A 23,633-nucleotide genomic window follows, 5' to 3' on the forward strand; every position below is an offset into this window, starting at 1 on the left:
CGTTTCACACTTTTCGGGATACGCTCTATCATCGCGATAGCGGTTTTGGATTAGGCGGCTTCCCTGAAAGGCACACCTGCCAACTGTGCCAGATGGCCGGGAAGGTCGGTGCCAGCACCAGCCGCATTAATCGTGTCGAAATAATCATGCCAGCCGGTGGCCGTGATTCCGGCAATCAGCATGTCGAGAGCTGCTTCATCCGGGAAACGCCAGATGGCGAAGAAACTCTGGCTGGGCGCAAAAGACTTTGTCGCGTCGATGGAACCCAATGCCAAGGCCTCGATACCGAGCGCGGCAAGCCCGCCCATACCCGCGCCGACTTTCTCAAAAAATGCCTGCCTGCCTTCAGCATCAAGCGCGTGCCAGCTCGATTTCGGGGAATAAAGCTCGGCGAGGTAATAGGTCATGTCATATCCCTTAGGGTTTCATTGATCTTGAAAGAGCGACCGGCATCGGTGCGGCTCCAGATGCGGCGCAGCAAGGTGCTGAGAAGCTGCTGTTCTCCTGACGAGAGATCGCTCATCAGGCTTGCAATCCATGCGGTATGTTGTTCGAAAAGCTGTTGCGCCAGCAGCCCCCCTTCAGATGTCAGCCGGACAGTCAGTTTGCGGCGGTCCTCGCTATCCGCGTGACGCTTGAGGAAACCATCGCGCTCCAGCCCGTCCAGCAGGCCGGTGATGGTGGCGCGCGTGACACCTGCGCGTTCTGAAAGCTCGTGCGGCGAGAGGCCGTCGGGCGCATTGTGCAGCAGAAACAGCAGGACGAACTTGCCCTCCGAAAGCTTGTGCGGAGCCAGCCGGTTGGAGCAATCACGGTCAATGGCCGCAGCAAGCGACAAGACTTCAAAGCAGGTTTTCAGCGCGTCGGTGGACGGGCTGTGCCGGCGTTCCATTTCGCCCAGAAGGGCGTGGTGCTTTTGCTCGATTATTTCCATACGGTGACTTATAGTATGGCGCCATACTAAATGCAAGTGGCTTTGATTGCTTGAGCAGGAACAGTAGAGAGCTTGATCGATGGGTATATACGGTTTATATATGATCCGTATATGAACTATATGGTCTGGACAATGCTATGGGTATCGTGAAAATCGGCGATGAACTGCATGAGGAACTGCGCAAGGCGAGTGACGTCATGTGCCGTTCGATCAATGCGCAGGCTGAATACTGGATGAAGATCGGCATGCTGGCACAAGCCCATCCCGACCTGTCGTTCAACGAGATCGTGCAGATGCAGTTGCGCGCAGCGCAGGTCGAGCTGCCGGTTCTGCCCGTTCTTACTGTGCAGTCGTCATGACCAAAACCCCTGCCGAAGTGGAGAAAATGGCGACATCCGGCGCGCTGCTTGCCTCTGTTTTTGCGCTTCTCGACCGTACGCCGCTGGCGGGCATGACCACGATGCAGGTTAACGATCTGGTCGAGGATTATATTACCCGCGAATTGCAGGCGCGGCCAGCCAGCAAGGGGCAATATGACTATCCCTATGTGCTGAACAGCTCGAAGAACGAAGTCGTCTGCCACGGCATGCCGTCGGATGACGAGATCATTGAAAACGGCGAGATCATCAACTTCGATATCACGCTGGAAAAGGACGGCTATATCGCCGATTCCAGCAAGACTTATATGGTCGGCGAGGTCGCTCCCTTCGCCTCGCGGCTGGTTCGTGTGACCTATGAGGCGCTGTGGAAGGGGATTGCCGCCGTGCGTCCCGGCGCGACTTTAGGCGATATTGGCTATGCCATAGAGCGCCACGCCAAGCGGCATGATTACAGCATCGTGCGGGAATATTGCGGCCATGGTATCGGTCGCGAGATGCATGAGGAACCGCAGGTTCTACATTTCGGCAAGCCCGGCACTGGCGTGCGTCTGCGCGAAGGCATGGTGTTCACCATCGAACCGATGCTCAATCAGGGAACGGCCAAGGTGAAGACAGAAAAGGACGGCTGGACGGTGGTGACGCGTGATGGCAAATTGTCAGCGCAGTTCGAGCATACGGTCGCAGTCACCGCGAATGGCGTGCGGGTGCTGACCTTGCGCCCCGGTGAGGAAAAGATGCTTGCTGGTATCAAATCAACATAGAAAAACGAAAAAAGCCTCCGGCAATACCGGAGGCTTTTGTTTTGTCATTTAAAACTGCTTAGCGACGGTCGCGCGCAGCAAGCGTGCGCAGGCGCAGTGCATTGAGCTTGATGAAGCCTGCTGCGTCTTTCTGATCATATGCGCCCTGATCGTCTTCAAACGTCACGAGCTTGTCGGAATAGAGCGACTTGTCCGATTCACGGCCAGTTACGATCACATTGCCCTTATAGAGCTTGAGCGTGACTTCACCTTCGACATGACGCTGGCTGAGGTCGATAGCAGCCTGCAGCATTTCGCGTTCCGGCGAGAACCAGAAGCCGTAATAGATCAGCTCTGCATAACGTGGCATCAGCTCATCCTTGAGATGCGCTGCACCGCGGTCGAGCGTGATCGATTCGATGGCGCGGTGTGCAGCCAGCAGGATCGTGCCGCCCGGCGTTTCGTACACGCCACGCGATTTCATGCCGACGAAGCGGTTTTCCACGAGGTCGAGACGACCGATGCCGTTGTCGCGGCCATAGTCGTTGAGCTTGGCAAGCAGCGTTGCTGGCGACAGACGTTCGCCATTGATCGAAACCGCATCACCCTTTTCAAAGCCAATCTTGATGATGGTTGGTGTATCCGGGGCGGTTTCTGGCGAAATCGTGCGCATATGCACATATTCAGGGGCTTCGACCGCTGGATCTTCCAGAACCTTGCCTTCAGACGAAGAGTGCAGCAGGTTGGCGTCGACGGAGAACGGCGCTTCGCCCTTCTTGTCTTTCGCAACCGGAATCTGGTGCTGTTCAGCAAATTCGAGCAGATGCGTGCGGCTCTTGAACGACCAGTCGCGCCATGGGGCGATGATTTTGATGTCCGGGTTCAGCGCATAGGCCGAAAGCTCGAAGCGAACCTGGTCGTTGCCCTTGCCGGTCGCGCCGTGCGCGATGGCGTCGGCACCAGTCTTCTTGGCGATTTCGATCAGGTGCTTGGAGATCAGCGGGCGGGCAATCGAGGTGCCGAGCAGATAGACACCTTCATAGACGGCATTGGCGCGGAACATCGGGAAGACGAAATCGCGCACGAATTCTTCGCGCACATCCTCAACGAAGATTTCCTTGATGCCCAGCATTTCCGCCTTCTTGCGTGCTGGTTCAAGCTCTTCGCCCTGGCCGAGATCGGCGGTAAAGGTGACGACTTCTGCGTTAAGCTCAGTCTGCAACCATTTCAGGATGATCGAGGTGTCGAGACCGCCCGAATAGGCGAGAACGACCTTTTTAACGTCTTTCAGCTTGCTCATAGTTCACTTCCGTCTGAGATGCGATTGTGGCCCAAAGGGCCGTAGAACAGGATGTTGCAGTTCTTTTATCAGTTGCTAAGCGGCGCGCAAGCCGGATGGCACTTTGTCAGCGAAAAGAAAGCGTCATCTGCCATTATGGACAGTCTTGACTGTCACTTTGATTTGTAACTATAAAAGTTACATGATTAAGTCTGACAATCCATTTACCGATCCGCAGGTCGTAGCACGTTACGCAGAGGGGCCGCCGAAAGCTGTGCCGGGCTTTCGGGATATGCAGCGCATGACGCGTTTGCTGCTTGCCGAACACGCATCCGATACTGCAAGCATTCTGGTGTTGGGTGCGGGCGGCGGTCTTGAACTCAAGCTCTTTGCTGAAAATCACCCGCATTGGACCTTTGAAGGTGTCGACCCTTCCGCAGAAATGCTTCAATTGGCGCGACAAAACCTTGGCACCAATGCAGCGCGTGTGAACTTCCATGAAGGTTATATCGATAGCGCAGCTCTCGGGCTATTCGATGGAGCAGTCTGTTTGCTGACCATGCATTTTCTGGATGAGGAAACGCGCAAACAAACTCTTTTGGACATCCACCGCCGTATGAAACCCGGCACACCATTTATCATGGCACATTTCAGTTTTGAACAGGGCAGTGCTGATGAGCGAGCTTTGTGGCTGTCGCGCTATTCTGCCTTTTTGAATGATTCCGGTGTCGATATGGCAAGTGCAGTAAAAGCCGGTACCGCGATCAATGAGCGTTTGCATATTCTTACGCAGCGACAGGATGAGGCGCTGATGCGCGGTGCGGGCTTCAAGGATCTGAGCCTTTTCTATGCATCTTTCACCTATCGCGGATGGGTTGCCTACGCATAAACAAGGGACGCTGAGACGGCTAAAAGAATCCTATGGCGGCGCGATTGAATTCGCGCCAGAGCGCCGTGCGTTCCTCGAGCGCACAAAGGACGCTCTGAATTTTGAACCTACGCATCGTGCTTTCCAAAAATCTGTTTGGATTTTTGGGCCGATGCTGTAGCTTGCCGCGAATTCTCGGAGTACCTTTCGATGTCTTTTCTGACAAACCTGACCTTCATTCCCGAATGGACCATCTTCGTCCAGTTCGTGATCGCTACTGCAATTTTATCCATCACCCCCGGCCCGGATATGACGCTTTTTGTCGGTCGTGCGCTTTCTGAAGGGAAGGCGGCTGGTTTTGCCTGTATGGCAGGCGCAAGCACGGGCATTGTCGTGCATACGAGCATGGTGGCGTTGGGGCTTTCTGCGCTTATCCTCGCTTCGCCTGCAGCCTTCACGGCGCTCAAAGTGGTGGGTGCAGTCTATCTGGTCTGGCTTGCCGTACAGGCGATCCGCAAGGGATCGGCGTTCTCGCCGGAAAAGAATGGCGGCAAGAAGCACACGCTGTTCCAGAACTGGTTGACGGGACTTGGTATCAACCTGCTCAACCCGAAGATCATTCTGTTTAACATGACCTTCCTGCCGCAGTTTGTTTCCGCACATGATCCGCACGCCATGGGAAAACTGTTCTTCCTTGGGCTGTCGTTTATACCGCTGTCGCTGCCTTTCACCATTCCTATGGTGGTCGCAGCGGACAGGTTTGCGGGCCTTCTCAAGAAGAACCCAACGGTCACACGGATTGTGGATTGGCTTTTTGCCGGAGTGTTCTCAGCTTTTGCGCTGAAGATCATCACCGCACAGGCAAAGTAAAATTACTCAGCCGGGCGGGCTAAAAAACGCCCGGCATTACGCCCGGCAATCAGCCAGTAGACGAAGCCGCCAACGATACCCGAGCAGGCAAAGGCACCAGTCATGAGGGCTATGCCAGCAGCTAATTGCTGATCATGGATCGAGAAAAGTGATCCTGTTCCCATTGCCAGCAACCCGATCACCAGACCGCCAATGCAATAGGGCAATGAAGATTTCCAGCCTCTGGCTTCGCTGACGATAATCAGCACAAGCGCTGGGAAAAAGCTGAAACCACCTGCCATAACGGCAAGCACGGGGCCGCCAACGAGAACCGTTGCGTAAAAGCCGGTCATATCCCAGGCATCGCGGATTTCAGTGAAAACGTCCTGAAAGAACGGGTCTGACAGCGCATAGCCGAGAACATCGATCTGGCTGTATAGAATGGCCGCCAGAAAGAACCCAGCGGCCAGAACAGCTACGCAATAGCCGAAAACAATAACAACAAAACGCGTGATATAATCAAACGTATCGGTCAAACGCGCTTAGTCTCCGTGAATTATTCACCGTGTCCGGCGATCATCATAGCTTCAAGCGCCAGACGCTCGGTCTTGCGCATACGTTCCGATTCCGACTTCAACTGACCGCAGGCGGCTAGAATGTCGCGGCCGCGTGGTGTGCGGATCGGTGAGGCGTAGCCTGCCGCATTCACATAATCGGCAAAGCGTTCGATATGTTCCCAGTCCGAGCACTGGTAGTTGGTGCCGGGCCATGGGTTGAACGGGATCAGATTGATCTTGGCCGGAATGCCCTTCAGAAGCTTAACCAGCAGCTTGGCGTCTTCCATACTGTCATTGATATCTTTCAGCATCACATATTCAAATGTGATGCGCTTGGCATTCGACAGACCCGGATATTCGCGGCACGCCTTGATAAGCTGCTCCAGTGGGTATTTCTTGTTGATTGGCACCAGAAGATCGCGCAGCTCGTCGCGCACAGCATGCAGCGAGATCGCCAGCATGACGCCGATTTCTTCGCCAGTGCGGTAAATCTCCGGCACAACGCCGGAGGTCGAAAGCGTGATACGACGCTTGGAAAGCGCCAGACCATCGCCATCGGATGCAATCAGGAGAGCCTTCTTCACTTCCTCGAAGTTATAAAGCGGCTCGCCCATCCCCATCATGACGATATTGGTGACCTTGCGGCCTTCCGCAGGAACGATAGCACCGTCCGGTGTGTCGGTTTCCGGGAAATCACCGAGGCGATCACGGGCAGTCATCAACTGCGCCAGAATTTCTTCTGAGGTGAGATTGCGCACCAGCTTCTGCGTGCCGGTGTGGCAGAAGGAACAGGTAAGCGTGCAGCCAACCTGGCTGGAAATGCAGAGCGTGCCGCGACCTTCCTCAGGAATATAGACGCATTCGATTTCGACGGGGCGTCCGGCACCGCGTGGTGGAAAACGGAACAGCCACTTGCGCGTGCCGTCCTGCGAGATTTGTTCTTCAACCACTTCCGGACGCGCAATGGTGAAATGCTGCGCCAGAAGAGCGCGCAGATCCTTGGAAATATTGCGCATATCGGCAAAGTCGGAAACGCCGCGCACGTAAAGCCAGTGCCAGAGCTGCGCAATGCGCATCTTGACCTGCTTCGGCGTCACGCCGATCTTGATCAGCTCATCAGCCATTTCCTCACGCGACATGCCTATGAGCGACGGCTTCTGCTCCATATTTGCGCGCACATGGCGGGCAAGCTGGTCGCGCGTATCATCAATGGTTAAGTCGAACGAAATGGACATCTGTTTTCAACTGTTGAGGACGCCGCATAAAGCGTGCCGGTAAATCTAGAGCATGTCTCCCGAAAGTGGGAACCGGTTTCGGGATAAAGACATGCGTAAAAACAAAAGCTTAAAGCGTGTCGCCCGAATCTGATTGAACGCGACATGCTTTAGCGATTGCATGGATATATGGGCTCGTTCATTTGATTATGCGAGCCCTTTGCGCGCGCTCATAGCACACAATATTCGATCCGTCATCCCGCAGTATGGCTTGGCTGTTATGCAGGATGATCTATTCGGAACAAAAAAGAAAAGCCGGAGCGAAGCCCCGGCCTATAAGTCTAATTTGAACCGATTGGCTTATTTGCACTTCTGAATGGCTGCGAGTGCTGCCGAAATGCCCTTGAGCGAATAGGTATAATTGGTCTTGGTGCCGCGCTTGGATTGTGCCTGCACCTTCATGTCCGAGCCGCCGCGCATTGCTGCAATCAGCTGTGGCTCTTCGGCGGCGTTTTCCATCCAGCCGGATTTACCGTTGACGAACATGGTGAAGTTGCGATTTCCAATGGTGACAATGACCTTGGCATTCGCATTGGTGTTCAGCTCATAGCCAGCCATGAACTGTGGTTCAAAGCTGATATTCTGTCCGGGCTTCTGGCTCACGAGGAAGAAGTTATCGCCGTGATCAACATTGGCTGGCGCTTTCTGCGTCGGAACGGACAGGACATAGCAAACCTTGCCATTGCCTGACTGATAGCTATATGCGCCCCAGGCGTCGAACTGCTTAATCTGGGTCGGTGTCTGAGCGAGAGCCGAGCCCGCCATTGCAATCGTGAACACCGAAGCCGCGACGATCGATTTTCCAAGCATGGTTTTTTACCGGTTCTCTTTCGTTTGCTTCAAAGTCGAATATCGGGATGTCGTCGTTCAACACGCCGTCCCGTTTGGTTACCCTTAATGTGCCTTAATCTGGGTTACCAAACGGTGAAGTTTTGAAAGAAAACTTGAACGAGCAGACCTCAGTCCCCGCAATCCCGTTGCCAACTTCATCCAAAAGAAAGCGGCAAGAGTTTGTCATACTGCATCAATGCACGATGATCGTGATGTCGACCCGTAACAAAGCCGTGAAGGGGAGAGGCGGCTTTAAGCTGTCTCTTCCTCGTCACGAAGAGCTTCACGGGCTGCTATTCTATGGGCGGGCGTTATATGTGTGCGAACAGCAGTCAAAGCAGCCATAAGCACTGCAATGTCATCGGTAAACCCGATGCCGACCAGCATATCGGGGATGACATCGAAAGGCAGAACGAAATAGGCAAGTGCTGCCATCAGCGTCATGCGCACGCGCGTTGGTGTGTTCTGATCGAGCGCACAATAATAGGCAGCCACGACCTCATCCATGAACGGGACCATGCGACCGGCACGACGTGCCGTCTTCCAGAACCCCTTTTTCACCCGCTCGCTGCGATTGTTGAAGTCGCCTTCGTCACCGGGTTCGAGGATTTCATCAATCTTGACGCGATCCATCTTTCGCTCAAACTCCTGTCAGCCCGTTGTCCACGACATTATCTACGACATGACGATATCGCAGATGGGAATATTGTGACTGCTTTTCAAGATTGGGAGCTGTGGTCTCCCCTGAGAGAACCATCAGCTACACCAAGCCTCCCAAATCACAAGAATATAGCTCTCAGCCAAATCGGGGCGGCTTCTCGGTCTGTCTGATCTGCCTGATCTGATTAAGTGGAGGTTTATGATGCATTTAACCGGCTATGGCGAAAACTTTGTACGCACCGACCGATCAAGTCAGTTCTATCGCGGTCATCAGCTGGCCACGGCGCAGGATATTGGCGATCAGGTCAATGTCGATGTGAAGGATGGGATTTGCTACGACATTACCGCCTATATGCGGTTCTTGCTGGGCGCGGGTATTTCCGAGCACACATTGCGCGGTACGTCCGGACAGAACTGGATTCCTTTGCTGAATTTCAAAGCCGGAGAGCTGTGGAACGGCTATTCAGCTCTGCCCTATGGGCGAGCAATCGGCTTCTATGATGTCAGAGCCGGGCACATATTCCATTCGGCTATTGCCATTGGTGACGTTTTTATCAGAAGCGTGAATGGTGGTGCTTTGGGGCAAAACTGGAACGAAAAAATCGATCTGGCGAAGGTGTTGCCTTACTCATGCAGAAATCGCGATGGCAGCTTCAATTTCCAGAAAAAGGTTATTATTGTTTATATTTCAAAGGTTTGAATAGATTCAAGCCAATGCATTCATCTTGCGCGCAAGCTTGATATCAAGTTCCGTGATACCGTTTTCGCTGTGGGTCGAAAGTGTAACATCGACACGATTATAGACATTGAACCATTCCGGGTGGTGGTCGAGCTTTTCGGCGTGAAGTGCTGCGCGCGTCATGAAGCCGAAAGCCGCATTGAAATCCTTGAACTTGAAAGTTTTTTGGATCGCTTCGCGCCCTTCGACTTTCTGCCAGCCTTCAAGGTCAGTGAGCGCTTCTTTGAGTTCGTCTTCTGTCAGCCTGTTGCGTGCCATCGTCTTTTGCCTATGTTGGGTCTTTCATATCAGCTTATCATAGCCGCGAGAGTTCCGTGACCCATTCAGCCCCGACCAGCATTCTTTTCGTCTGTGCAGGCAATATCTGCCGTTCACCACTTGCCGAAGGCGTGATGGGCGCTGTGTTGAAACAGCGCCGAATTGATCATGTGCTGATCGATTCGGCAGGCACAAATGGCTATCACACCGGTGAGGAACCCGATGATCGTTCGATTTGGGTTGCCGCACGCCATGGCCTCGATATCTCGGCACAACGCTGCCGTCAGCTGACCGCCGGTGATTTCACGCGCTTTGATCTCATTATGGGGATGGATCACTACAATATGCGGATGATCAGCCAGCGACAGCCTGCAAACGCAAGCGCCCACATCGGACTTTTCACCGAGATCGCCGAAGGAAAGCCGGTTGAAATCCCCGATCCTTATTATGGCCAGATCGGGGATTTCGAAGAGGTTTACCGGATGGTTCTGGCGTCTTCCCATGCGTTGGCTGACCAGTTTTGGCGGGAGGCCGCCATCAAAGGCCAGGCTTCTTCAACGATATAAGGTCCACCCCCTACTGAATCGCGTGAAGACATCAACACAAAGCGTCCCACTTTGAAGGGCAGAGTCGAAAAATTGCCGCGTGATGAGAGATAATGCACGACATCTTCAATACGTGGATTTCTCAATCGCGCCAAAGTCACATGGGGTGTAAATTTGCGCGGATCGGCAGGAATGCCGAGCCGTTGGCAAATGCGTTCGATCTCGCCTTGCAATGCATTGAGTTCAGGCGAGGGGGATACCCCCGCATAAATGCTGTGCGGCTTCTTGGAACCGAAAGCATCAACACCCGACAGGTTGAGCATGAATTCGGGGCGCCGCACGCGATCAAGTGCATTGGCAACCTCGTCGGCCACATGGCCTTCCACATCTCCGATAAAACGCAGAGTTATGTGGTAGTTTTCGACATCAATCCAGCGTGCGCCGGGGAGGCCGCCTCGCAATAACGAGAGCGAAAGCGCGGCGTCGCGCGGGATTTCGAGGGCAGTAAAGAGACGCGGCATAAAGCATCCTCCTCGAATCGTTCTGCGCCAGAGCGTCGTGTGGCCGAAGCCACTGGAGGACGCTCTGAGTTAGAGTGCCTGTACATCGATCATCAAAAAAACGAATCTTTTTCCCTCACCGATGCAACTCTCAGCGAATCATTCTTCGTTGTTTTGAGCAAGCTGTTTATGCCTCCCGATTGTGTCAGCCGCCGGATGTCCCCGTCTTTTGTGTGTCTTTCAGGTTTTTCTCGATTATGGGCAAAAACTTTGCAACCATGGTTTCAACCCCTTTCTCATTGGGATGCATGCCATCTTGCAGCAACAGTCCTTTCTGTGTGGCAACGCCATCGAGGAAAAACGGATAAAGCGGCACGCCATATTTCTGGGCGAGTCTGGGGTAGATCGGATTGAATTTGTCGGCGTAATCCTTGCCCATGTTGGGTGGCGCCATCATGCCCGCGAGGATAACGGAGATGCCGCGTGTCTTGAGACGCGACAGCATTTCATCGAGATTTTTCTCGGTAATGTCAGGTGAAATTCCCCGCAACGCATCATTGGCACCAAGTTCAAGGATCACCAGATCAGTGCCGTCGGGGATTGACCAGTCGATGCGGGCAAGACCACCGGTGGTGGTGTCGCCGGATACGCCTGCATTTTCGATACTGACTTCATAACCCTTATCGTCGAGCGCTTTTTCAAGCTGCTGGGGAAAGGCGGCATTGGAAGGCAGAAGATATCCCGCCATCAAACTATCACCGAAGCCGACAATTTTTACCTGTGCGAGCTGTTCGGTTGGCAGTGCATCTTCGAGCCCTGTCGGCTCCTCCTGCGCATTTGCGGCAGGCAAGCTTGCGGCAAGAAAAGATCCAACTATCGCAAAAATCGACAGCCATGCCGGGATCGAGAGTTTGAAACGCATTGTCAGCAACCCATATCTAGCAACAAGGTAGGAAAATCACCCGAAGAACTTCTCCTCGGACTTCTCTTCAATTTCTGGCGCAAAACAAGTTCAATTTTGTGGCGCGCTTTGGCTCTTCAATATTCATATAGGAAGAAAAACGCGTGACGGAACAGGTGACTCCCCCGATTTTTGCCCCGATTATCGAGCTTGAGAACGTTCATCTGACGCTTGGACATGCAGCCTCATCGGTCCATGTCCTCAAGGGCGTTTCACTTTCAATCGCCCAGGGACGGTCTGTCGGCATTGTGGGACCATCGGGTTCGGGCAAGTCCACGCTTTTGATGGTTCTGGCGGGTCTCGAGCACGTCGATAACGGAAGTGTGAAGATCGCAGGCGAGACAATCAGCAAAATGACCGAGGATCAGGCGGCAGCTTTTCGCGGCGCCAATATCGGGATCGTGTTCCAGTCTTTCCACCTCATACCCAATATGACAGCACTGGAAAATGTTGCCGTGCCTCTGGAACTTGCAGGGCGCAAGGACGCCTTTGAAGTGGCCGAACGGGAGCTGATCGCTGTCGGCCTCGGCGAACGCCTCACGCATTATCCTTCAGAGCTTTCAGGTGGTGAGCAGCAGCGCGTGGCAATTGCCCGCGCGCTTGCGCCAAGCCCGAAAATCCTGATTGCGGATGAGCCGACAGGAAATCTCGATACAGCCACAGGTCGCCAGATTGCCGATCTGCTGTTTTCCAAGCAACGCGAAAACGGTCTGACCATGGTGCTGGTTACGCATGATCCTTCTCTGGCTGCACGCTGCGATCATGAGATTCCAGTGCGTTCGGGACGTATTGAGGTGTCTCACGCGGATGCTGTCATCCTCGAAAAAGCGGCGGCTGGCGTATGAGTTTTACGAAATCCTTTTCTCTGGCGCTGCGTTTTGCATTGCGCGAAATGCGCGGTGGCTTGTCCGGGTTTTATATTTTCCTCGCCTGTATCGCACTGGGCGTTGCAGCCATTGGCGGTGTGAATTCCGTCGCGCGTTCTGTCAGTACAGGCATCGCTTCGGAAGGTCAGAGCATTCTTGGCGGTGACCTGAGCTTTGCGCTTAATCAACGAGAGGCAAGCGCAGATGAGCGTGCCTTTATCGAGCAGCAAGGCCGCTTTGCTGAAAGTGCCACCATGCGTTCCATGGCGCGCATACCGGATGGCACCGATCAATCGCTCGTGGAAGTTAAGGCAGTAGATGCCGCCTATCCGCTTTATGGTGAGCTGAAAGTACAACCTCAGCAGTCGCTTGCGGATATGACTAAAGAACAAGATGGCGTCTATGGAGCTGCGGTCAGTCAGGATTTTCTCAATCGAATGGGCTTGTCGCTAGGTGCGAAAGTGCTGCTTGGCTCTTCAACATTTGAATTGCGGGCACTGATTGAAAGCGAACCTGATCTTCTGTCGTCGGGCTTTAATTTCGCGCCGCGCTTTCTGGTCTCGATGGATGGTCTTCGTGCTTCCGGTCTCATTCAGCCAGGAAGTCTGGTCGATCATATCTATAAGGTCGCGTTGCCGGATGGCTCGTCGGATGCGGCAATCGCCCAACTGCGTGAGCGGGCAGGTGTCGATTTTCCGGATGCAGGCTGGAATATTCGTTCGCGCGCCAATGCCGCACCAGCACTGAGCGCCAATATCGAGCGTTTCTCGCAGTTTCTTACGCTGGTCGGATTGACTGCTTTGATCGTTGGTGGTGTCGGGGTAGCCAATGCCGTTCGTGCCTATCTCGACGGCAAGCGCGGCGTGATTGCGACCTTCAAGTCATTGGGTGCGCCTGCGCGTTTTGCCGTGCTGGTCTATCTGGTGCAGATCATGGTGATCGGCCTCATCGGCATCGCTGTCGGACTGGTTCTGGCGGCAATCATGCCCTTTGCGGCGGCGGCAGCGCTCGCCAATTATTTGCCTGTCGCAGGTGGCGGCGGGTTTTTCCCGGATGCACTTGCGCTTGCCGCTGTCTTCGGTCTGATCACAACGCTGGCCTTTGCAATCATACCGCTGGGCCGCGCGCGTAATATTCCGGCCACAGCCCTTTTCCGCGAGCAGGGTTTTGAGCAGCGTGGTCTGCCACCATTCCTTTATCTCAGTCTCGCCGTGCTGCTGATTGCGGCTTTGGCGGGTCTTGCACTTTATGTCGCTTATGACAGGCGGATTGCGGCGATCTTCATCGTCTCGTCGATTGCTGCCTTTGGTGTTCTGCGGCTGGTTGCCGACGGTATTCGTTGGCTTGCCCGCCGCGCACCGCGCGTACGTTCAACGGCTGTTCGCCTTGCGGTCGGCAATATTCATCGTCCCGGCGCGTTGACGCCTTCGGTGGTTCTTTCGCTCGGTCTCGGTCTTACACTGATGGTGGCAATTGCACTGATTGACGGCAATCTGCGTCGCCAGGTTACAGAAAATATTCCGGCGCAGGCGCCCGATTTCTTTTTTGTCGATATCCAGAACAAGGATATTGGCGATTTCACCAAGCTTGTGAGCGGTATCGTACCGGATGGTAAACTCACCTCCGGTCCGATGCTGCGTGGGCGTATTGTGGCCTTTAACGGCACCAATATACGCGACATGACCATTCCGCCGGAAGCTGCATGGGTGTTGCGCGGCGACCGCGGTATCACCTTTGCAGACAAGGTTCCTGAAAACTCGACGCTTACAGAGGGTGCTTGGTGGCCAGCGGATTATAGCGGCGAGCCATTGGTGTCTTTTGCAGAACGTGAAGGCAAAGAACTGGGCCTGAAGCTTGGCGATACGGTCACGGTCAATGTGCTTGGTCGCAATATCAATGCTAAGATAGCGAGCTTCCGGCAATTGCAATGGGAAACGCTGGCGATGAATTTCGTCATGGTTTTCTCGCCGAACACCTTTGCCGGTGCACCTGCCACATGGCTTGCGACGCTGACCATTCCTGATGGGCAGAAGAATTTGGCGCCGGATGTTCTGCGACAGGTTACGAAAACTTGGCCAGCGGTCACCACTGTCAGCGTGACGGACGCGCTTGATGTCGCCAACAATTTGATCAGCCAGCTTGCAACTGCAATTCGTGCGGCTGCATCCATAGCGCTTGCGGCTTCGGTGCTGGTGCTTGGTGGGGCCTTGGCTGCGGGCAATCGTGCCCGTGTTCACGATGCCGTTGTGCTCAAAACGCTGGGCGCCACGCGGGGTACGCTCATTGCCGCCTATATTGTCGAATATATGCTGCTCGGGCTTGCAACAGCCATGTTTGCGCTGGTCGCAGGAAGTGCTGCCGGTTGGTATGTGGTGGTGGAAGTGATGAAGCTCAAAGCACAGTTCCTGCCGGATGTTGCTCTGATGACAGTCGCTGTTGCACTGGTCCTCACCGTCGGTTTCGGTCTTGCTGGAACATGGCGGGTGTTGGGTCAGAAACCTGCAGCTGTGCTCCGAACCATATGAACCATTTGTAATGTTTGGATCAGAATTGGGCTAAATTCCGGCTAAATGGTTGGATAGCATGGAGAATATGTTTCGCTTTTCAAGCTGTCTCATCACGATTTTTTACAGGTAGTACTTGTAGGGCAGCTCTGAAATGCCCATAATAAACGCAGGCATGCTGGGGTCCCGCCAGCGGCGCCTGGGAGCGGCTCGAAAAGAGCCTGACCTCGACACCGGACGGGACAAGGCAAGAGGATTTAAGTCATGGCTGACTTTCGCAATATTCAGGCACAGCAGAGGCCGGTAGGTGGCGCTCGCGTTGGTGCCGACATCGATCAGGGCCTCCGCAGCTATATGCTGGGCGTCTACAACATGATGGCAATTGGTCTGGTTGTTACCGGCCTTGCTGCCTTGGCCGTTTCTTCGCTTGCAACCACAACGGATCCGTCCGCTGCTGTTGCACAGATGTCGAACGGCAAGATGCTCACCGCACTTGGTGCAGCCCTTTACACGTCTCCGCTGCGCTGGGTGGTCATGCTTGCACCGCTCGCAGCAGTGTTTTTCCTGAGTTTCCGTATCGAACGTCTGTCGGTTTCGACCGCGAACGCCGTATTCTGGGGTTATGCAGCTCTCGTCGGTCTGTCGTTGTCGTCGATCTTCTTGGTCTATACCGGCCAGAGCGTCGTGCGTACCTTCTTCGTAACGGCCGCTTCCTTCGGCGCGCTCTCGCTTTATGGTTACACGACCAAGCGTGATCTTTCCGCAATGGGTTCGTTCCTGATGATGGGCCTGTTCGGCCTGATCATCGCCTCTGTGGTCAACATCTTCCTTGGTTCCACCGCGCTGCAGTTCGCAATCTCGGTGATTGGTGTTCTGATCTTCGCAGGCCTCACCGCCTACGACACACAGTCGATCAAGGAAATGTACTACGAAGGCGATGCTTCGGACACGCAGGGCCGCAAGATCGTGATGGGCGCACTGCGTCTCTATCTCGACTTCATCAACATGTTCATGTTCCTGCTGCAGTTCATGGGTAACCGTGACTAATCAGTCCGAACTGAGAATAAAAAAGGGCAGCGGAGACGCTGCCCTTTTTGCTTTTCAATCGCGCGACTTCGGGGCATGTTGAAGGCGTAATCTGAACCCGACCTCTGGCTTATGACATGCCCCATATCCGCGATTTTCAACCCACCGATATCGATGCCATCACCGCAATTTACACAGAGGCTGTGTTGAACGGTTCCGGTTCGTATGACATCGAACCGCCTACCGTTGAAGCGATGAAAACTCGCTTCGATGCGTTTGTCGAACAAGGATTTCCAATTCTTGTCGCGGAAGAGAATGGGCTGGTGTTGGGATACGCCTATATCAGCTACTTCCGTACTCGGCCTGCCTATCGCTGGCTTGCAGAAGATTCGATCTATATCGCGCCGGATGCCAAGGGGAAGGGCGTTGGCAAGCTTCTGCTTGGCGAGCTTATCAAGCGTGCGACCGCGTTGGGCTTCAGACAATTGCTTGCAGTGGTTGGTGATGGCGAGCACAACATCGGCTCGTTGAAGCTGCATGAGAGCCTCGGCTTCACCCATAGCGGACGTATTCAGGGTTCAGGCTTCAAGCATGGACGCTGGCTCGATACGGTCCTCATGCAATTGCCGCTCAACGGTGGCTGCACAGCCGATCCGGGTGAAGTGCCCCTCACTTAGAGCGCCAATCTGATTGGATCAGATCGGCGCTCTAAATATTTCTTTTAACGCGCATCTTTGTCCGAAAACCGTTTCACACTTTTCGGGATGTGCTCTAGGGCCTGTGGGGAATTAGTTTTGAAGCGTGGTATGGATGAAAATAGCACAGGTTTAGGAGCAAAGCCGAAGGTGGAGTGGTTCTCCATCGAGGCTTTGCGACGCGAAGCTGGGCCATTTTCACCATATCCCTTTAGGACGTGGCGGATTTTCTCTATGAATGCGTCGAACAGCCCTTGTGGAGATACACTCCACGCCGTCCTGTTCTCCTGTTCAGAAACAAAATCCGTCTCACGCCACGCCCAAAACCTAATTCCCCACAGACCCTAATCAATTATCGACCAGCTTGAGGCTTTTATCGAAAACACGGAGCACACGCTCCAGTTCGTGCCCGCGTTTCAAAATGAGCCCGCTTGCAGCAATCACAGAATAGGCCCCCTGTTTCTGCGCGAGCTTGGGGTTCTTTTCCACGCGGAACAGCGGAACCTCGCTGGCCCGCCGGAAGATCGAGAACACCGCTCTATCGGCCAGATGATCAATCGCATAGTCGCGCCACGCACCTGTGGCGACCATACGACCATAAATATTCAGGATTTTACCAAGTTCGTGTCTGTCAAAACTGACGGTGGGAGAAGGCGGACGTGATTGCGCTAAAGGAACAATTTTGGGCGTCGCCGATGGATGAGAAGGCGAATGCGAAGACTTATCTTCATTCGCAGCGCTTGGTATGTCCATTTTCTTCCTTTCGCCGTCAGGAGCTATTGTAAAGGAAATACGGGAACACCGATCAAATCAGCTCATGACAGTAAGGTGATGCTTTTGTAAAACGATTGCAAGATCAAGCGCTGGTGCTGGCGGTTTTCTATGAATTGCCCCACAAGAATAGACCCCCAATTAGTTGTATATTAGCTGTTCACGAAAAGAGAAAAGCTGTTCTCAATGGTGATCGTTGGCCACATTTTGGCCTTGTCAACTTCGCATTCCGGCCTGATTATGACGTCAGCATCACCATGTTGCCTGAGACGGTTCGGTTCGGGTATGTCCGACCCCAAGCCCCCCGCCCAAAGGACTGCCCGAGCCGAACCAACCTTCATTGGCCTAGCCACTCAGACAGATGCAACATTTCCGCAAATGATAAGTAAACAGCTCTTGCGAAGCCTAGAGCATTTCCAGCAAAAGTGCGAAGCGGTTTTGCGTCGGGTAATGCGAAAAAACAAAGAGATAGAGCATTTCCAATGATTCAAGAAAAACAGGAAATGCTCTAGTTGTTGTTGCGCTCGCATGCTGAGAGCGAGCCAGGCAAAGCCAGCTCCCACTTTTGGCTCCCATGCTTCTAAAGCCCGAGCTGAACTTTCTGTTTGAATATCGCGGCGCCAAGAATTGGACCTAGCGCTTTATCACCATTGCTTTGCTGCAAGACCACGGCACAGCCGGTCACATCCTTGCGGGTCAATTCGGAAGCTGGCAGTTCGATTTTCAAAGCCCGACCATCCCACATGCCAATCGTATTGGTGTCCGTCACCGTATTACGATAGGTAACTGACTGCCCGGCATTCTCACCCTTGTCGATCGGAATGGTAACCGAATCGCGTAGGTAGAACATAACGACATGCACGGGTTTCGTTGGCTTTTCGCCAGCCGCAATCTCTATCGACAAACGCCCATCGCCCAGTTTCCTGATCGAAACTGGCACATTGAGCTTACTGGCATCAAGATGCTGCTTCACGACCTCAGCGTCGCTGCCATTCATTTCCGAAGCACCATTGACGATAGCCTGAGGCGTATAGACCATCTTGGCATTGAACGAATTGCGATAGGCGTTCTGGCGGTCTGTATTGTCCTGCGAGGCAAGCGTGTCCCGCCAGCCCATGTAATCCCAGTAATTAACGTGAAATGACAGCGCCAGAACATTGGCGTCGTCGGCATATTTTGCCAAGTTCCTGTCAGCCTGCGGGCACGAGGCACAGCCCTGACTGGTATAGAGCTCGAGAACGGACGTTCGCGTACTGCTATCCTGAGCTCTCGCTACGCCGTGTATTGTTAGACAACCGGTGAATGCCAGCCCCAATGCAGCACAAACACCGCGCAAGCCGGGAACACAGTCGCCGGTAAGCCATGTATGTGTCCCTTGGAAGGGGTAATGGAAGGTCACTTTGGTTCATCCTACAATAATTGACGCCGACATCTATTATGTAGGAATTACTGCGATCAATAGGAATTCACGTTGCAGTGAGATTTGCAGACAGTGTGTTTCTTTTATCTCACTAAGATATGCCTCCTATAGGCGGAAGCAGGCCTTTCCGGGTATATGTGCAGCGTCGCGCTTTAATAAAAGGCAAATTGTGAATGAGACAAAGTTTGAGAGAAAAGGCCATCGCCATCTGCGATGAAAAGATCGCGAAGAAGGGCGATACGGTCGGTATCTCGTTCTATGCGTTCTTTGCCAACAAAAACACGGAACCGGAGCTTCTCATGGAAGCTGCCGAGTGGTGGATTAAGACCCATACCCTTGATCACTTCGAAAAAGCGGTAAAAATTCGTGAGATGATCCGTTCGGGGCAGTAAACCGGTTCGGAGATTGAAAAAGCCGCCGGATTTCTCCGGCGGCTTCTGAATTTCAAGCGCGTGCCGATTAAGCGGCGAGGTCACGCAGAACGGTCTGCAGGATGCCGCCGTTCTTCATGTAGTCGAGCTCGTCCAGCGTATCGATGCGGCAGATGAGCGGAACCTTCTTCACCGTACCATCGGCATAGGTGATGGAAGCTTCGACCTTCTGACGCGGACGCACATCGGCGAGACCTTCGATGGAGACGATTTCGTCGCCCTTGAGGCCAAGCGTCTGCCAGCTGGTACCTTCCTCGAAGACGAAAGGCACAATGCCCATGCCGACGAGGTTGGAACGGTGGATACGCTCGAACGACTGCGCGATTACGGCCTTGACGCCGAGCAGGTTGGTGCCCTTGGCAGCCCAGTCACGCGAAGAACCGTTGCCATATTCGACGCCTGCGAAGACGACGAGTGGCACACCTTCTGCCTTGTACTCCATGGCTGCGTCGTAGATCGAGGTTTCTTCCTTCGACGGATAATGGATGGTGTAGCCGCCTTCACGTCCGTTTTCGCCCAGCATGTGGTTGCGGATACGGATGTTTGCGAAGGTGCCGCGCATCATCACTTCATGGTTGCCGCGACGCGTGCCGTACTGGTTGAAGTCAGCCACGCCGACACCATGGTCGATGAGGTACTTGCCAGCAGGCGACTGTGCCTTGATGGAACCGGCAGGCGAAATGTGGTCGGTCGTGATCTTGTCACCGAAGAGACCCAGAATGCGGGCACCCTTGACGTCGCCGATCGTGCCAGCCGACTTGCCCATGCCGACGAAGTAAGGCGGGTTCTGCACATAGGTCGAGTTGTCGTCCCATGCATAGGTCTGGCCCGCAGGAACCTGAACGGCCTGCCAGTTTTCGTCGCCCTTGAACACATCCGCATATTTCTCCGAGAAAATCTTGCGGGTGACGTTCTTGGCGATGAATTCCTGGATTTCCTGAGAGGAAGGCCAGATGTCGCGCAGGAATACCGGGTTTCCGTCCCGATCTTCGCCGAGCGGCTCTTTGGTCAGGTCCTTGGTGACCGTACCGGCAAGAGCGTGGGCGACGACGAGTGGCGGCGAAGCCAGATAGTTTGCCTGAACGTCCGGCGAAACGCGGCCTTCGAAGTTACGGTTGCCGGACAGAACGGCAGCCGCGATCAGGCCCTTTTCGTTGATCGTCTTGGAGATCGGGGCAGGCAGCGGACCGGAATTGCCGATGCAGGTCGTGCAGCCGAAGCCAACGAGGTTGAAGCCGAGCGCATCGAGATCCTTCTGGAGGCCAGCGGATTCGAGATAGGCGGCAACGACCTGGGAACCGGGAGCAAGCGACGTCTTGACCCAAGGCTTGGTCTTGAGGCCCTTGGCAACGGCGTTGCGGGCCAGAAGGCCAGCCGCGATCAGCACGCTCGGGTTCGAGGTGTTGGTGCACGACGTGATGGCGGCAATCGCCACATCGCCATGACCGAGATCATAGTCTTCGCCTTCAACGGCATAACGCGCGGTCTGGCCGGTGGTCTTCTTGTACTCGTTTTCGAGCGAGGTGGCGAAACCGGAAGCGATGTTTTCCAGTGCGATGCGGCCTTCCGGACGCTTCGGACCGGCCATCGACGGAACGACGTCGCTCATGTCGAGTTCGAGAATGTCGGTGAAGACCGGATCGGCTGCACCCTTGTCGCGCCACATGCCCTGTGCACGGCAATAAGCTTCAACGAGTTCGATGCGATGCTCGTCGCGGCCGGTCGTGTTCATGTAGTTGAGCGTTTCGCGGTCAACCGGGAAGAAACCACAGGTCGCGCCATATTCCGGGCCCATATTGGCGATGGTTGCGCGGTCGGCCAGCGTCATGTTTTTGAGGCCTTCGCCGAAGAACTCGACGAACTTGCCGACAACGCCCTTCTTGCGCAGCATCTGCGTGACGGTGAGAACGAGGTCGGTCGCGGTCACGCCTTCCTTGATCTTGCCGGTCAGACGGAAGCCAACGACTTCCGGCAGAAGCATGGAAACCGGCTGGCCGAGCATGGCAGCTTCAGCTTCGATGCCGCCAACACCCCAACCCAGAACGCCAAGGCCGTTGACCATGGTGGTGTGGCTGTCGGTGCCGACGCAGGTGTCGGGATAGGCAACGGTTTCGCCGTCTTCTTCCTTGGTCCAGACAGCCTGGGCCAGATATTCGAGGTTCACCTGATGGCAGATGCCGGTGCCCGGAGGAACGACGCGGAAGTTCTTGAATGCCTGCTGGCCCCACTTGAGGAAGCGGTAGCGTTCGCCATTGCGCTGATATTCGAGGTCCACATTGGCCTTGAACGCGCTTGGATTGCCGAATTCGTCGACGATGACCGAGTGGTCGATGACGAGGTCGACGGGAACGAGCGGGTTGATCTTTTCCGGATCGCCGCCAAGAGCCTTGAGGCCGTCGCGCATGGCTGCAAGGTCAACGACGGCAGGAACGCCGGTGAAGTCCTGCATCAGCACGCGGGCCGGGCGGTAGGCGATTTCCGCGCCTGCGGAACCGCGGTCGTTCAGCCACTTGGCAACAGCTTCGATGTCCGACTTCTTGACAGAGCGGTCATCTTCGAAGCGGAGCAGGTTCTCGAGCAGAACCTTCATGGAGAACGGGAGCTTGGAGATGCCTTCGAGGCCGTTCTTTTCGGCTTCGGTCAGGCTGTAATAAACATATTCCTTACCCGCGACGGTAAGGGTTTTGCGGCATTTAAAGCTGTCAATGTGTGACACTGCGTTCGTCCTTCATGCTACTGGCCGGAAAACCAGGACGAACGCCTCCGCTGCGTTTCAAGGACGCGCTAAAGGTGCGGGTGCAGTCATTTCCGCTGTCCGTCCCGAAACCTGTGCTCCTACAAGCGCCAAGTCTTTGAGATCGGCCAAAATTCGTTTCCACACCGACCGCTGGCATGGTAGCCCTCATATAGAGAGTTTCCTAAAACGATTCCAGACAGAATATCGTGAATTTGCTCCCTTGCGGCGAAATGTTGCGATACCCGCGTTTGGCCCTTGCTGGACGTGCCTACTGCATAATTTCTTAAACTCTTATCAGTTTAAGGTAAAATTATGCAGCAAGTTTCAACTGTTAGAGCGACCTTTGTGCGCCCAGCAGGGCGCGTGGCGCTCTAAGGAGAGAAAATGCGGCTTGTGGCCGAAAATCTGGCGGGCGAGCGCGGCGGCGAGACGATTTTCTCTGCCCTTTCCTTCGAATTGTCTTCCGGCCAAGCGCTGGTGGTGACAGGTCCGAACGGCTCCGGAAAATCAACGATGCTGCGAATCATATGTGGTCTTCTTGCGCCGGAAGACGGCACAGTCGAGTTGTTTGAAGAGGGAGTCTCGCTTCCCGTTCGCGCCTCTTGCCACTATCTCGGTCACCAGAATGCAATGAAGCCTGCCTTGAGCGTGCGCGAGAACTTGCTGTTCTGGCAAAACTTCAATGGCGAGCCACGCCTCGATATTGACAAGGCGCTGGAGGCCGTCGATCTGCCGGGCGTTGAGCATTTGCCGTTCGGTTATCTGTCGACGGGGCAGAAGCGCCGTGTTTCCATCGCCAAACTTCTGGTCAGCCATCGTCCACTCTGGATTGTCGATGAGCCGACCGCTGGTCTCGACAAGGCATCTGAGGCGCGCTTTGCAGAATTGATGCGCGACCATATGCATGAGGGCGGTATGGTGATTGCCGCAACGCATATTCCGTTGGGCTTAGACGCAGTTTCAGGGAAAGCAGAAGCCGGTTTCCCGTCCGAAACTGCATTGGAAAGAAATATTGGTGTGCGTTCGCTCGACATGGCAAGCTTCTCTCCCGAGGTCGTGTGATGCTGGCACTGTTCCTGCGAGATTTGCGCCTGAGTTTTCGCGCCGGTGGCGGCGCATTGATTGGCATATTGTTCTTTCTGGCGGTGATTTCGGTGATGCCGTTCGGTGTCGGTCCTGATCTCAATCTGCTGTCGCGCATCGGCCCGGCCATGCTGTGGATCGGCGCATTGCTGGCAACACTTCTTGGCCTCGACCGACTGTTTCAGGCCGACCGCGAGGACGGTTCGCTCGATCTCCTGCTGATTGGCGCAGACCGCCATATGCTGGCCTTCACAGTCTTTGTAAAATGTCTTGCCCATTGGGTGGCGAGCGTATTGCCGCTGGTGATTGCGTCACCCATGTTGGGGCTATTTATGAACATGGATGCAACGGCGACCGCTGCGACTGCACTCACGCTTCTGGTCGGCACTCCGGCAATTGCCTTTATCGGAGCTGTTGGTGCAGCATTGGCTGTAGCCTTGCCGCGTGGCGGTCTGCTTGTTTCGGTGATCGTGCTGCCATTGACCATCCCAGTGCTGATTTTTGGCGTTTCCGCCTCCTATGGTGCGACCGATGCCGTGGCTCCCTTTTTTGCGCCATTCCTTATTCTGAGCGCACTTACTTTGTTTTTTGCGATTCTGGGGCCGCTGGCAGCTGCAGCCTCCTTAAAAAGCTCGGCCGATTAAGCACCGTTCTGCTTTGATCCTACAAGATAATGCTCGGCGGAATGTCGCAGTTGATTACGGTCAATTGAACGGCATAACGCG

The 23,633-nt window shown here is 54.5% G+C and carries 26 protein-coding genes; 13 read left to right on the plus strand and 13 right to left on the minus strand.

The window, feature by feature from the left end; genetic code table 11:
* Positions 1-50: 50 nt before the first annotated feature.
* Positions 51-407 carry a DUF6616 family protein gene (locus CEV33_RS15110; RefSeq protein WP_094541247.1) on the minus strand — a complete coding sequence of 119 codons (357 nt, stop codon included), beginning with the start codon at positions 405-407 and terminating at the stop codon, positions 51-53.
* Positions 404-934 (minus strand): MarR family winged helix-turn-helix transcriptional regulator, encoded by a 531-nt coding sequence (locus CEV33_RS15115; protein ID WP_094541248.1) that lies wholly within the window; start codon positions 932-934, stop codon positions 404-406. Before CEV33_RS15115 ends, CEV33_RS15110 begins: the two co-directional genes overlap by 4 nt.
* A 137-nt stretch (positions 935-1,071) precedes the next feature.
* Here CEV33_RS15115 and CEV33_RS15120 point away from each other — a divergent pair, with 137 nt between their 5' ends.
* Both CEV33_RS15120 and map read left to right on the plus strand, forming a co-directional pair.
* Positions 1,072-1,293 (plus strand): ParD-like family protein, encoded by a 222-nt coding sequence (locus tag CEV33_RS15120; RefSeq protein WP_011982312.1) that lies wholly within the window; start codon positions 1,072-1,074, stop codon positions 1,291-1,293.
* Positions 1,290-2,075 (plus strand): type I methionyl aminopeptidase, encoded by a 786-nt coding sequence (gene map, locus CEV33_RS15125; RefSeq protein WP_094541249.1) that lies wholly within the window; start codon positions 1,290-1,292, stop codon positions 2,073-2,075. Before CEV33_RS15120 ends, map begins: the two co-directional genes overlap by 4 nt.
* Positions 2,076-2,133: 58 nt before the next feature.
* On the opposite strand, the gene CEV33_RS15130 is transcribed toward map, so the two are convergent.
* Positions 2,134-3,354, minus strand: a complete 1,221-nt coding sequence (locus tag CEV33_RS15130; protein WP_094541250.1) for an argininosuccinate synthase — start codon at positions 3,352-3,354, stop codon at positions 2,134-2,136.
* Positions 3,355-3,535: 181 nt separating this feature from the next.
* Here CEV33_RS15130 and CEV33_RS15135 point away from each other — a divergent pair, with 181 nt between their 5' ends.
* A complete protein-coding gene (locus CEV33_RS15135; protein ID WP_094541251.1) occupies positions 3,536-4,222 on the plus strand; it encodes a class I SAM-dependent methyltransferase in 687 nt (228 codons plus the stop codon).
* Positions 4,223-4,411: 189 nt separating this feature from the next.
* Positions 4,412-5,071, plus strand: coding sequence for a LysE family translocator (locus tag CEV33_RS15140; RefSeq protein ID WP_094541252.1), 660 nt, complete (start codon positions 4,412-4,414; stop codon positions 5,069-5,071).
* 2 nt (positions 5,072-5,073) lie between these two features.
* Here the strand turns inward: CEV33_RS15140 and CEV33_RS15145 are convergent, their stop codons facing one another.
* The 4 genes from CEV33_RS15145 to CEV33_RS15160 form a co-directional block, all read right to left on the minus strand.
* Entirely contained in the window at positions 5,074-5,586 is a 513-nt protein-coding gene (locus tag CEV33_RS15145; RefSeq protein WP_094541253.1) for a hypothetical protein, read from the minus strand.
* 20 nt (positions 5,587-5,606) lie between these two features.
* Entirely contained in the window at positions 5,607-6,842 is a 1,236-nt protein-coding gene (rlmN, locus tag CEV33_RS15150) for a 23S rRNA (adenine(2503)-C(2))-methyltransferase RlmN (protein ID WP_094541254.1), read from the minus strand.
* Between the two features lie 339 nt (positions 6,843-7,181).
* Positions 7,182-7,691 carry an invasion associated locus B family protein gene (locus CEV33_RS15155; RefSeq protein WP_094541255.1) on the minus strand — a complete coding sequence of 170 codons (510 nt, stop codon included), beginning with the start codon at positions 7,689-7,691 and terminating at the stop codon, positions 7,182-7,184.
* 273 nt (positions 7,692-7,964) lie between these two features.
* Entirely contained in the window at positions 7,965-8,345 is a 381-nt protein-coding gene (locus CEV33_RS15160; protein ID WP_094541256.1) for a YkvA family protein, read from the minus strand.
* 226 nt (positions 8,346-8,571) lie between these two features.
* Here CEV33_RS15160 and CEV33_RS15165 point away from each other — a divergent pair, with 226 nt between their 5' ends.
* The gene (locus tag CEV33_RS15165; RefSeq protein ID WP_235818432.1) at positions 8,572-9,072 is read left to right on the plus strand and encodes a hypothetical protein; all 501 of its coding nucleotides are present in this window, start codon (positions 8,572-8,574) and stop codon (positions 9,070-9,072) included.
* A 6-nt stretch (positions 9,073-9,078) separates the two neighbouring features.
* Here CEV33_RS15165 and CEV33_RS15170 read toward each other — a convergent pair whose 3' ends face one another.
* Complete coding sequence (locus CEV33_RS15170; RefSeq protein ID WP_094541258.1) at positions 9,079-9,369, minus strand: 4a-hydroxytetrahydrobiopterin dehydratase; 291 nt, start codon at positions 9,367-9,369, stop codon at positions 9,079-9,081.
* A 56-nt stretch (positions 9,370-9,425) separates the two neighbouring features.
* Between CEV33_RS15170 and CEV33_RS15175 the strand changes: the two genes are divergently transcribed.
* Positions 9,426-9,935, plus strand: a complete 510-nt coding sequence (locus tag CEV33_RS15175) for a low molecular weight protein-tyrosine-phosphatase (RefSeq protein ID WP_094541259.1) — start codon at positions 9,426-9,428, stop codon at positions 9,933-9,935.
* Here CEV33_RS15175 and thpR read toward each other — a convergent pair.
* Positions 9,845-10,435, minus strand: a complete 591-nt coding sequence (gene thpR / locus CEV33_RS15180) for an RNA 2',3'-cyclic phosphodiesterase (RefSeq protein ID WP_094541260.1) — start codon at positions 10,433-10,435, stop codon at positions 9,845-9,847. The two genes, CEV33_RS15175 and thpR, sit on opposite strands and share 91 nt — an antisense overlap.
* 184 nt (positions 10,436-10,619) lie before the next feature.
* Positions 10,620-11,336: an arylesterase gene (locus CEV33_RS15185; RefSeq protein ID WP_094541261.1), complete on the minus strand. Its 717-nt coding sequence runs from the start codon at positions 11,334-11,336 to the stop codon at positions 10,620-10,622.
* A 155-nt stretch (positions 11,337-11,491) separates the two neighbouring features.
* Here CEV33_RS15185 and CEV33_RS15190 point away from each other — a divergent pair, with 155 nt between their 5' ends.
* The 4 genes from CEV33_RS15190 to CEV33_RS15205 all read left to right on the plus strand — a co-directional run bounded on the left by CEV33_RS15190 (position 11,492) and on the right by CEV33_RS15205 (position 16,448).
* On the plus strand, positions 11,492-12,220 hold the full coding sequence (locus CEV33_RS15190; RefSeq protein ID WP_094541738.1) for an ABC transporter ATP-binding protein: 729 nt from the start codon (positions 11,492-11,494) through the stop codon (positions 12,218-12,220).
* The gene (locus CEV33_RS15195) at positions 12,217-14,766 is read left to right on the plus strand and encodes an ABC transporter permease (protein WP_094541262.1); all 2,550 of its coding nucleotides are present in this window, start codon (positions 12,217-12,219) and stop codon (positions 14,764-14,766) included. Before CEV33_RS15190 ends, CEV33_RS15195 begins: the two co-directional genes overlap by 4 nt.
* A gap of 243 nt (positions 14,767-15,009) precedes the next feature.
* Entirely contained in the window at positions 15,010-15,792 is a 783-nt protein-coding gene (locus CEV33_RS15200; RefSeq protein ID WP_094541263.1) for a Bax inhibitor-1/YccA family protein, read from the plus strand.
* Between the two features lie 116 nt (positions 15,793-15,908).
* A complete protein-coding gene (locus CEV33_RS15205; RefSeq protein ID WP_094541264.1) occupies positions 15,909-16,448 on the plus strand; it encodes a GNAT family N-acetyltransferase in 540 nt (179 codons plus the stop codon).
* 366 nt (positions 16,449-16,814) lie between these two features.
* On the opposite strand, the gene CEV33_RS15210 is transcribed toward CEV33_RS15205, so the two are convergent.
* On the minus strand, positions 16,815-17,219 hold the full coding sequence (locus CEV33_RS15210) for a DUF2794 domain-containing protein (protein WP_094541265.1): 405 nt from the start codon (positions 17,217-17,219) through the stop codon (positions 16,815-16,817).
* A 598-nt stretch (positions 17,220-17,817) separates the two neighbouring features.
* Entirely contained in the window at positions 17,818-18,552 is a 735-nt protein-coding gene (locus CEV33_RS15220) for a DUF1223 domain-containing protein (RefSeq protein WP_094541739.1), read from the minus strand.
* 278 nt (positions 18,553-18,830) lie between these two features.
* On the opposite strand from CEV33_RS15220, the gene CEV33_RS15225 reads away from it, so the two are divergent.
* The gene (locus CEV33_RS15225; RefSeq protein ID WP_094541267.1) at positions 18,831-19,049 is read left to right on the plus strand and encodes a DUF6500 family protein; all 219 of its coding nucleotides are present in this window, start codon (positions 18,831-18,833) and stop codon (positions 19,047-19,049) included.
* Positions 19,050-19,116: 67 nt separating this feature from the next.
* Here the strand turns inward: CEV33_RS15225 and acnA are convergent, their stop codons facing one another.
* Positions 19,117-21,804: an aconitate hydratase AcnA gene (acnA, locus tag CEV33_RS15230; protein ID WP_094541268.1), complete on the minus strand. Its 2,688-nt coding sequence runs from the start codon at positions 21,802-21,804 to the stop codon at positions 19,117-19,119.
* Between the two features lie 405 nt (positions 21,805-22,209).
* Between acnA and ccmA the strand changes: the two genes are divergently transcribed.
* Both ccmA and ccmB read left to right on the plus strand, forming a co-directional pair.
* Positions 22,210-22,887: a heme ABC exporter ATP-binding protein CcmA gene (ccmA, locus tag CEV33_RS15240; protein ID WP_094541269.1), complete on the plus strand. Its 678-nt coding sequence runs from the start codon at positions 22,210-22,212 to the stop codon at positions 22,885-22,887.
* Positions 22,887-23,552, plus strand: a complete 666-nt coding sequence (gene ccmB, locus CEV33_RS15245) for a heme exporter protein CcmB (RefSeq protein WP_094541270.1) — start codon at positions 22,887-22,889, stop codon at positions 23,550-23,552. The genes ccmA and ccmB overlap by 1 nt, the downstream gene beginning before the upstream one ends.
* The last annotated feature ends 81 nt before the right edge of the window (positions 23,553-23,633 follow it).

Origin of the sequence: Brucella grignonensis (genome assembly GCF_002252505.1) — a bacterium.
In the GTDB taxonomy this organism is placed as follows: domain Bacteria; phylum Pseudomonadota; class Alphaproteobacteria; order Rhizobiales; family Rhizobiaceae; genus Brucella; species Brucella grignonensis.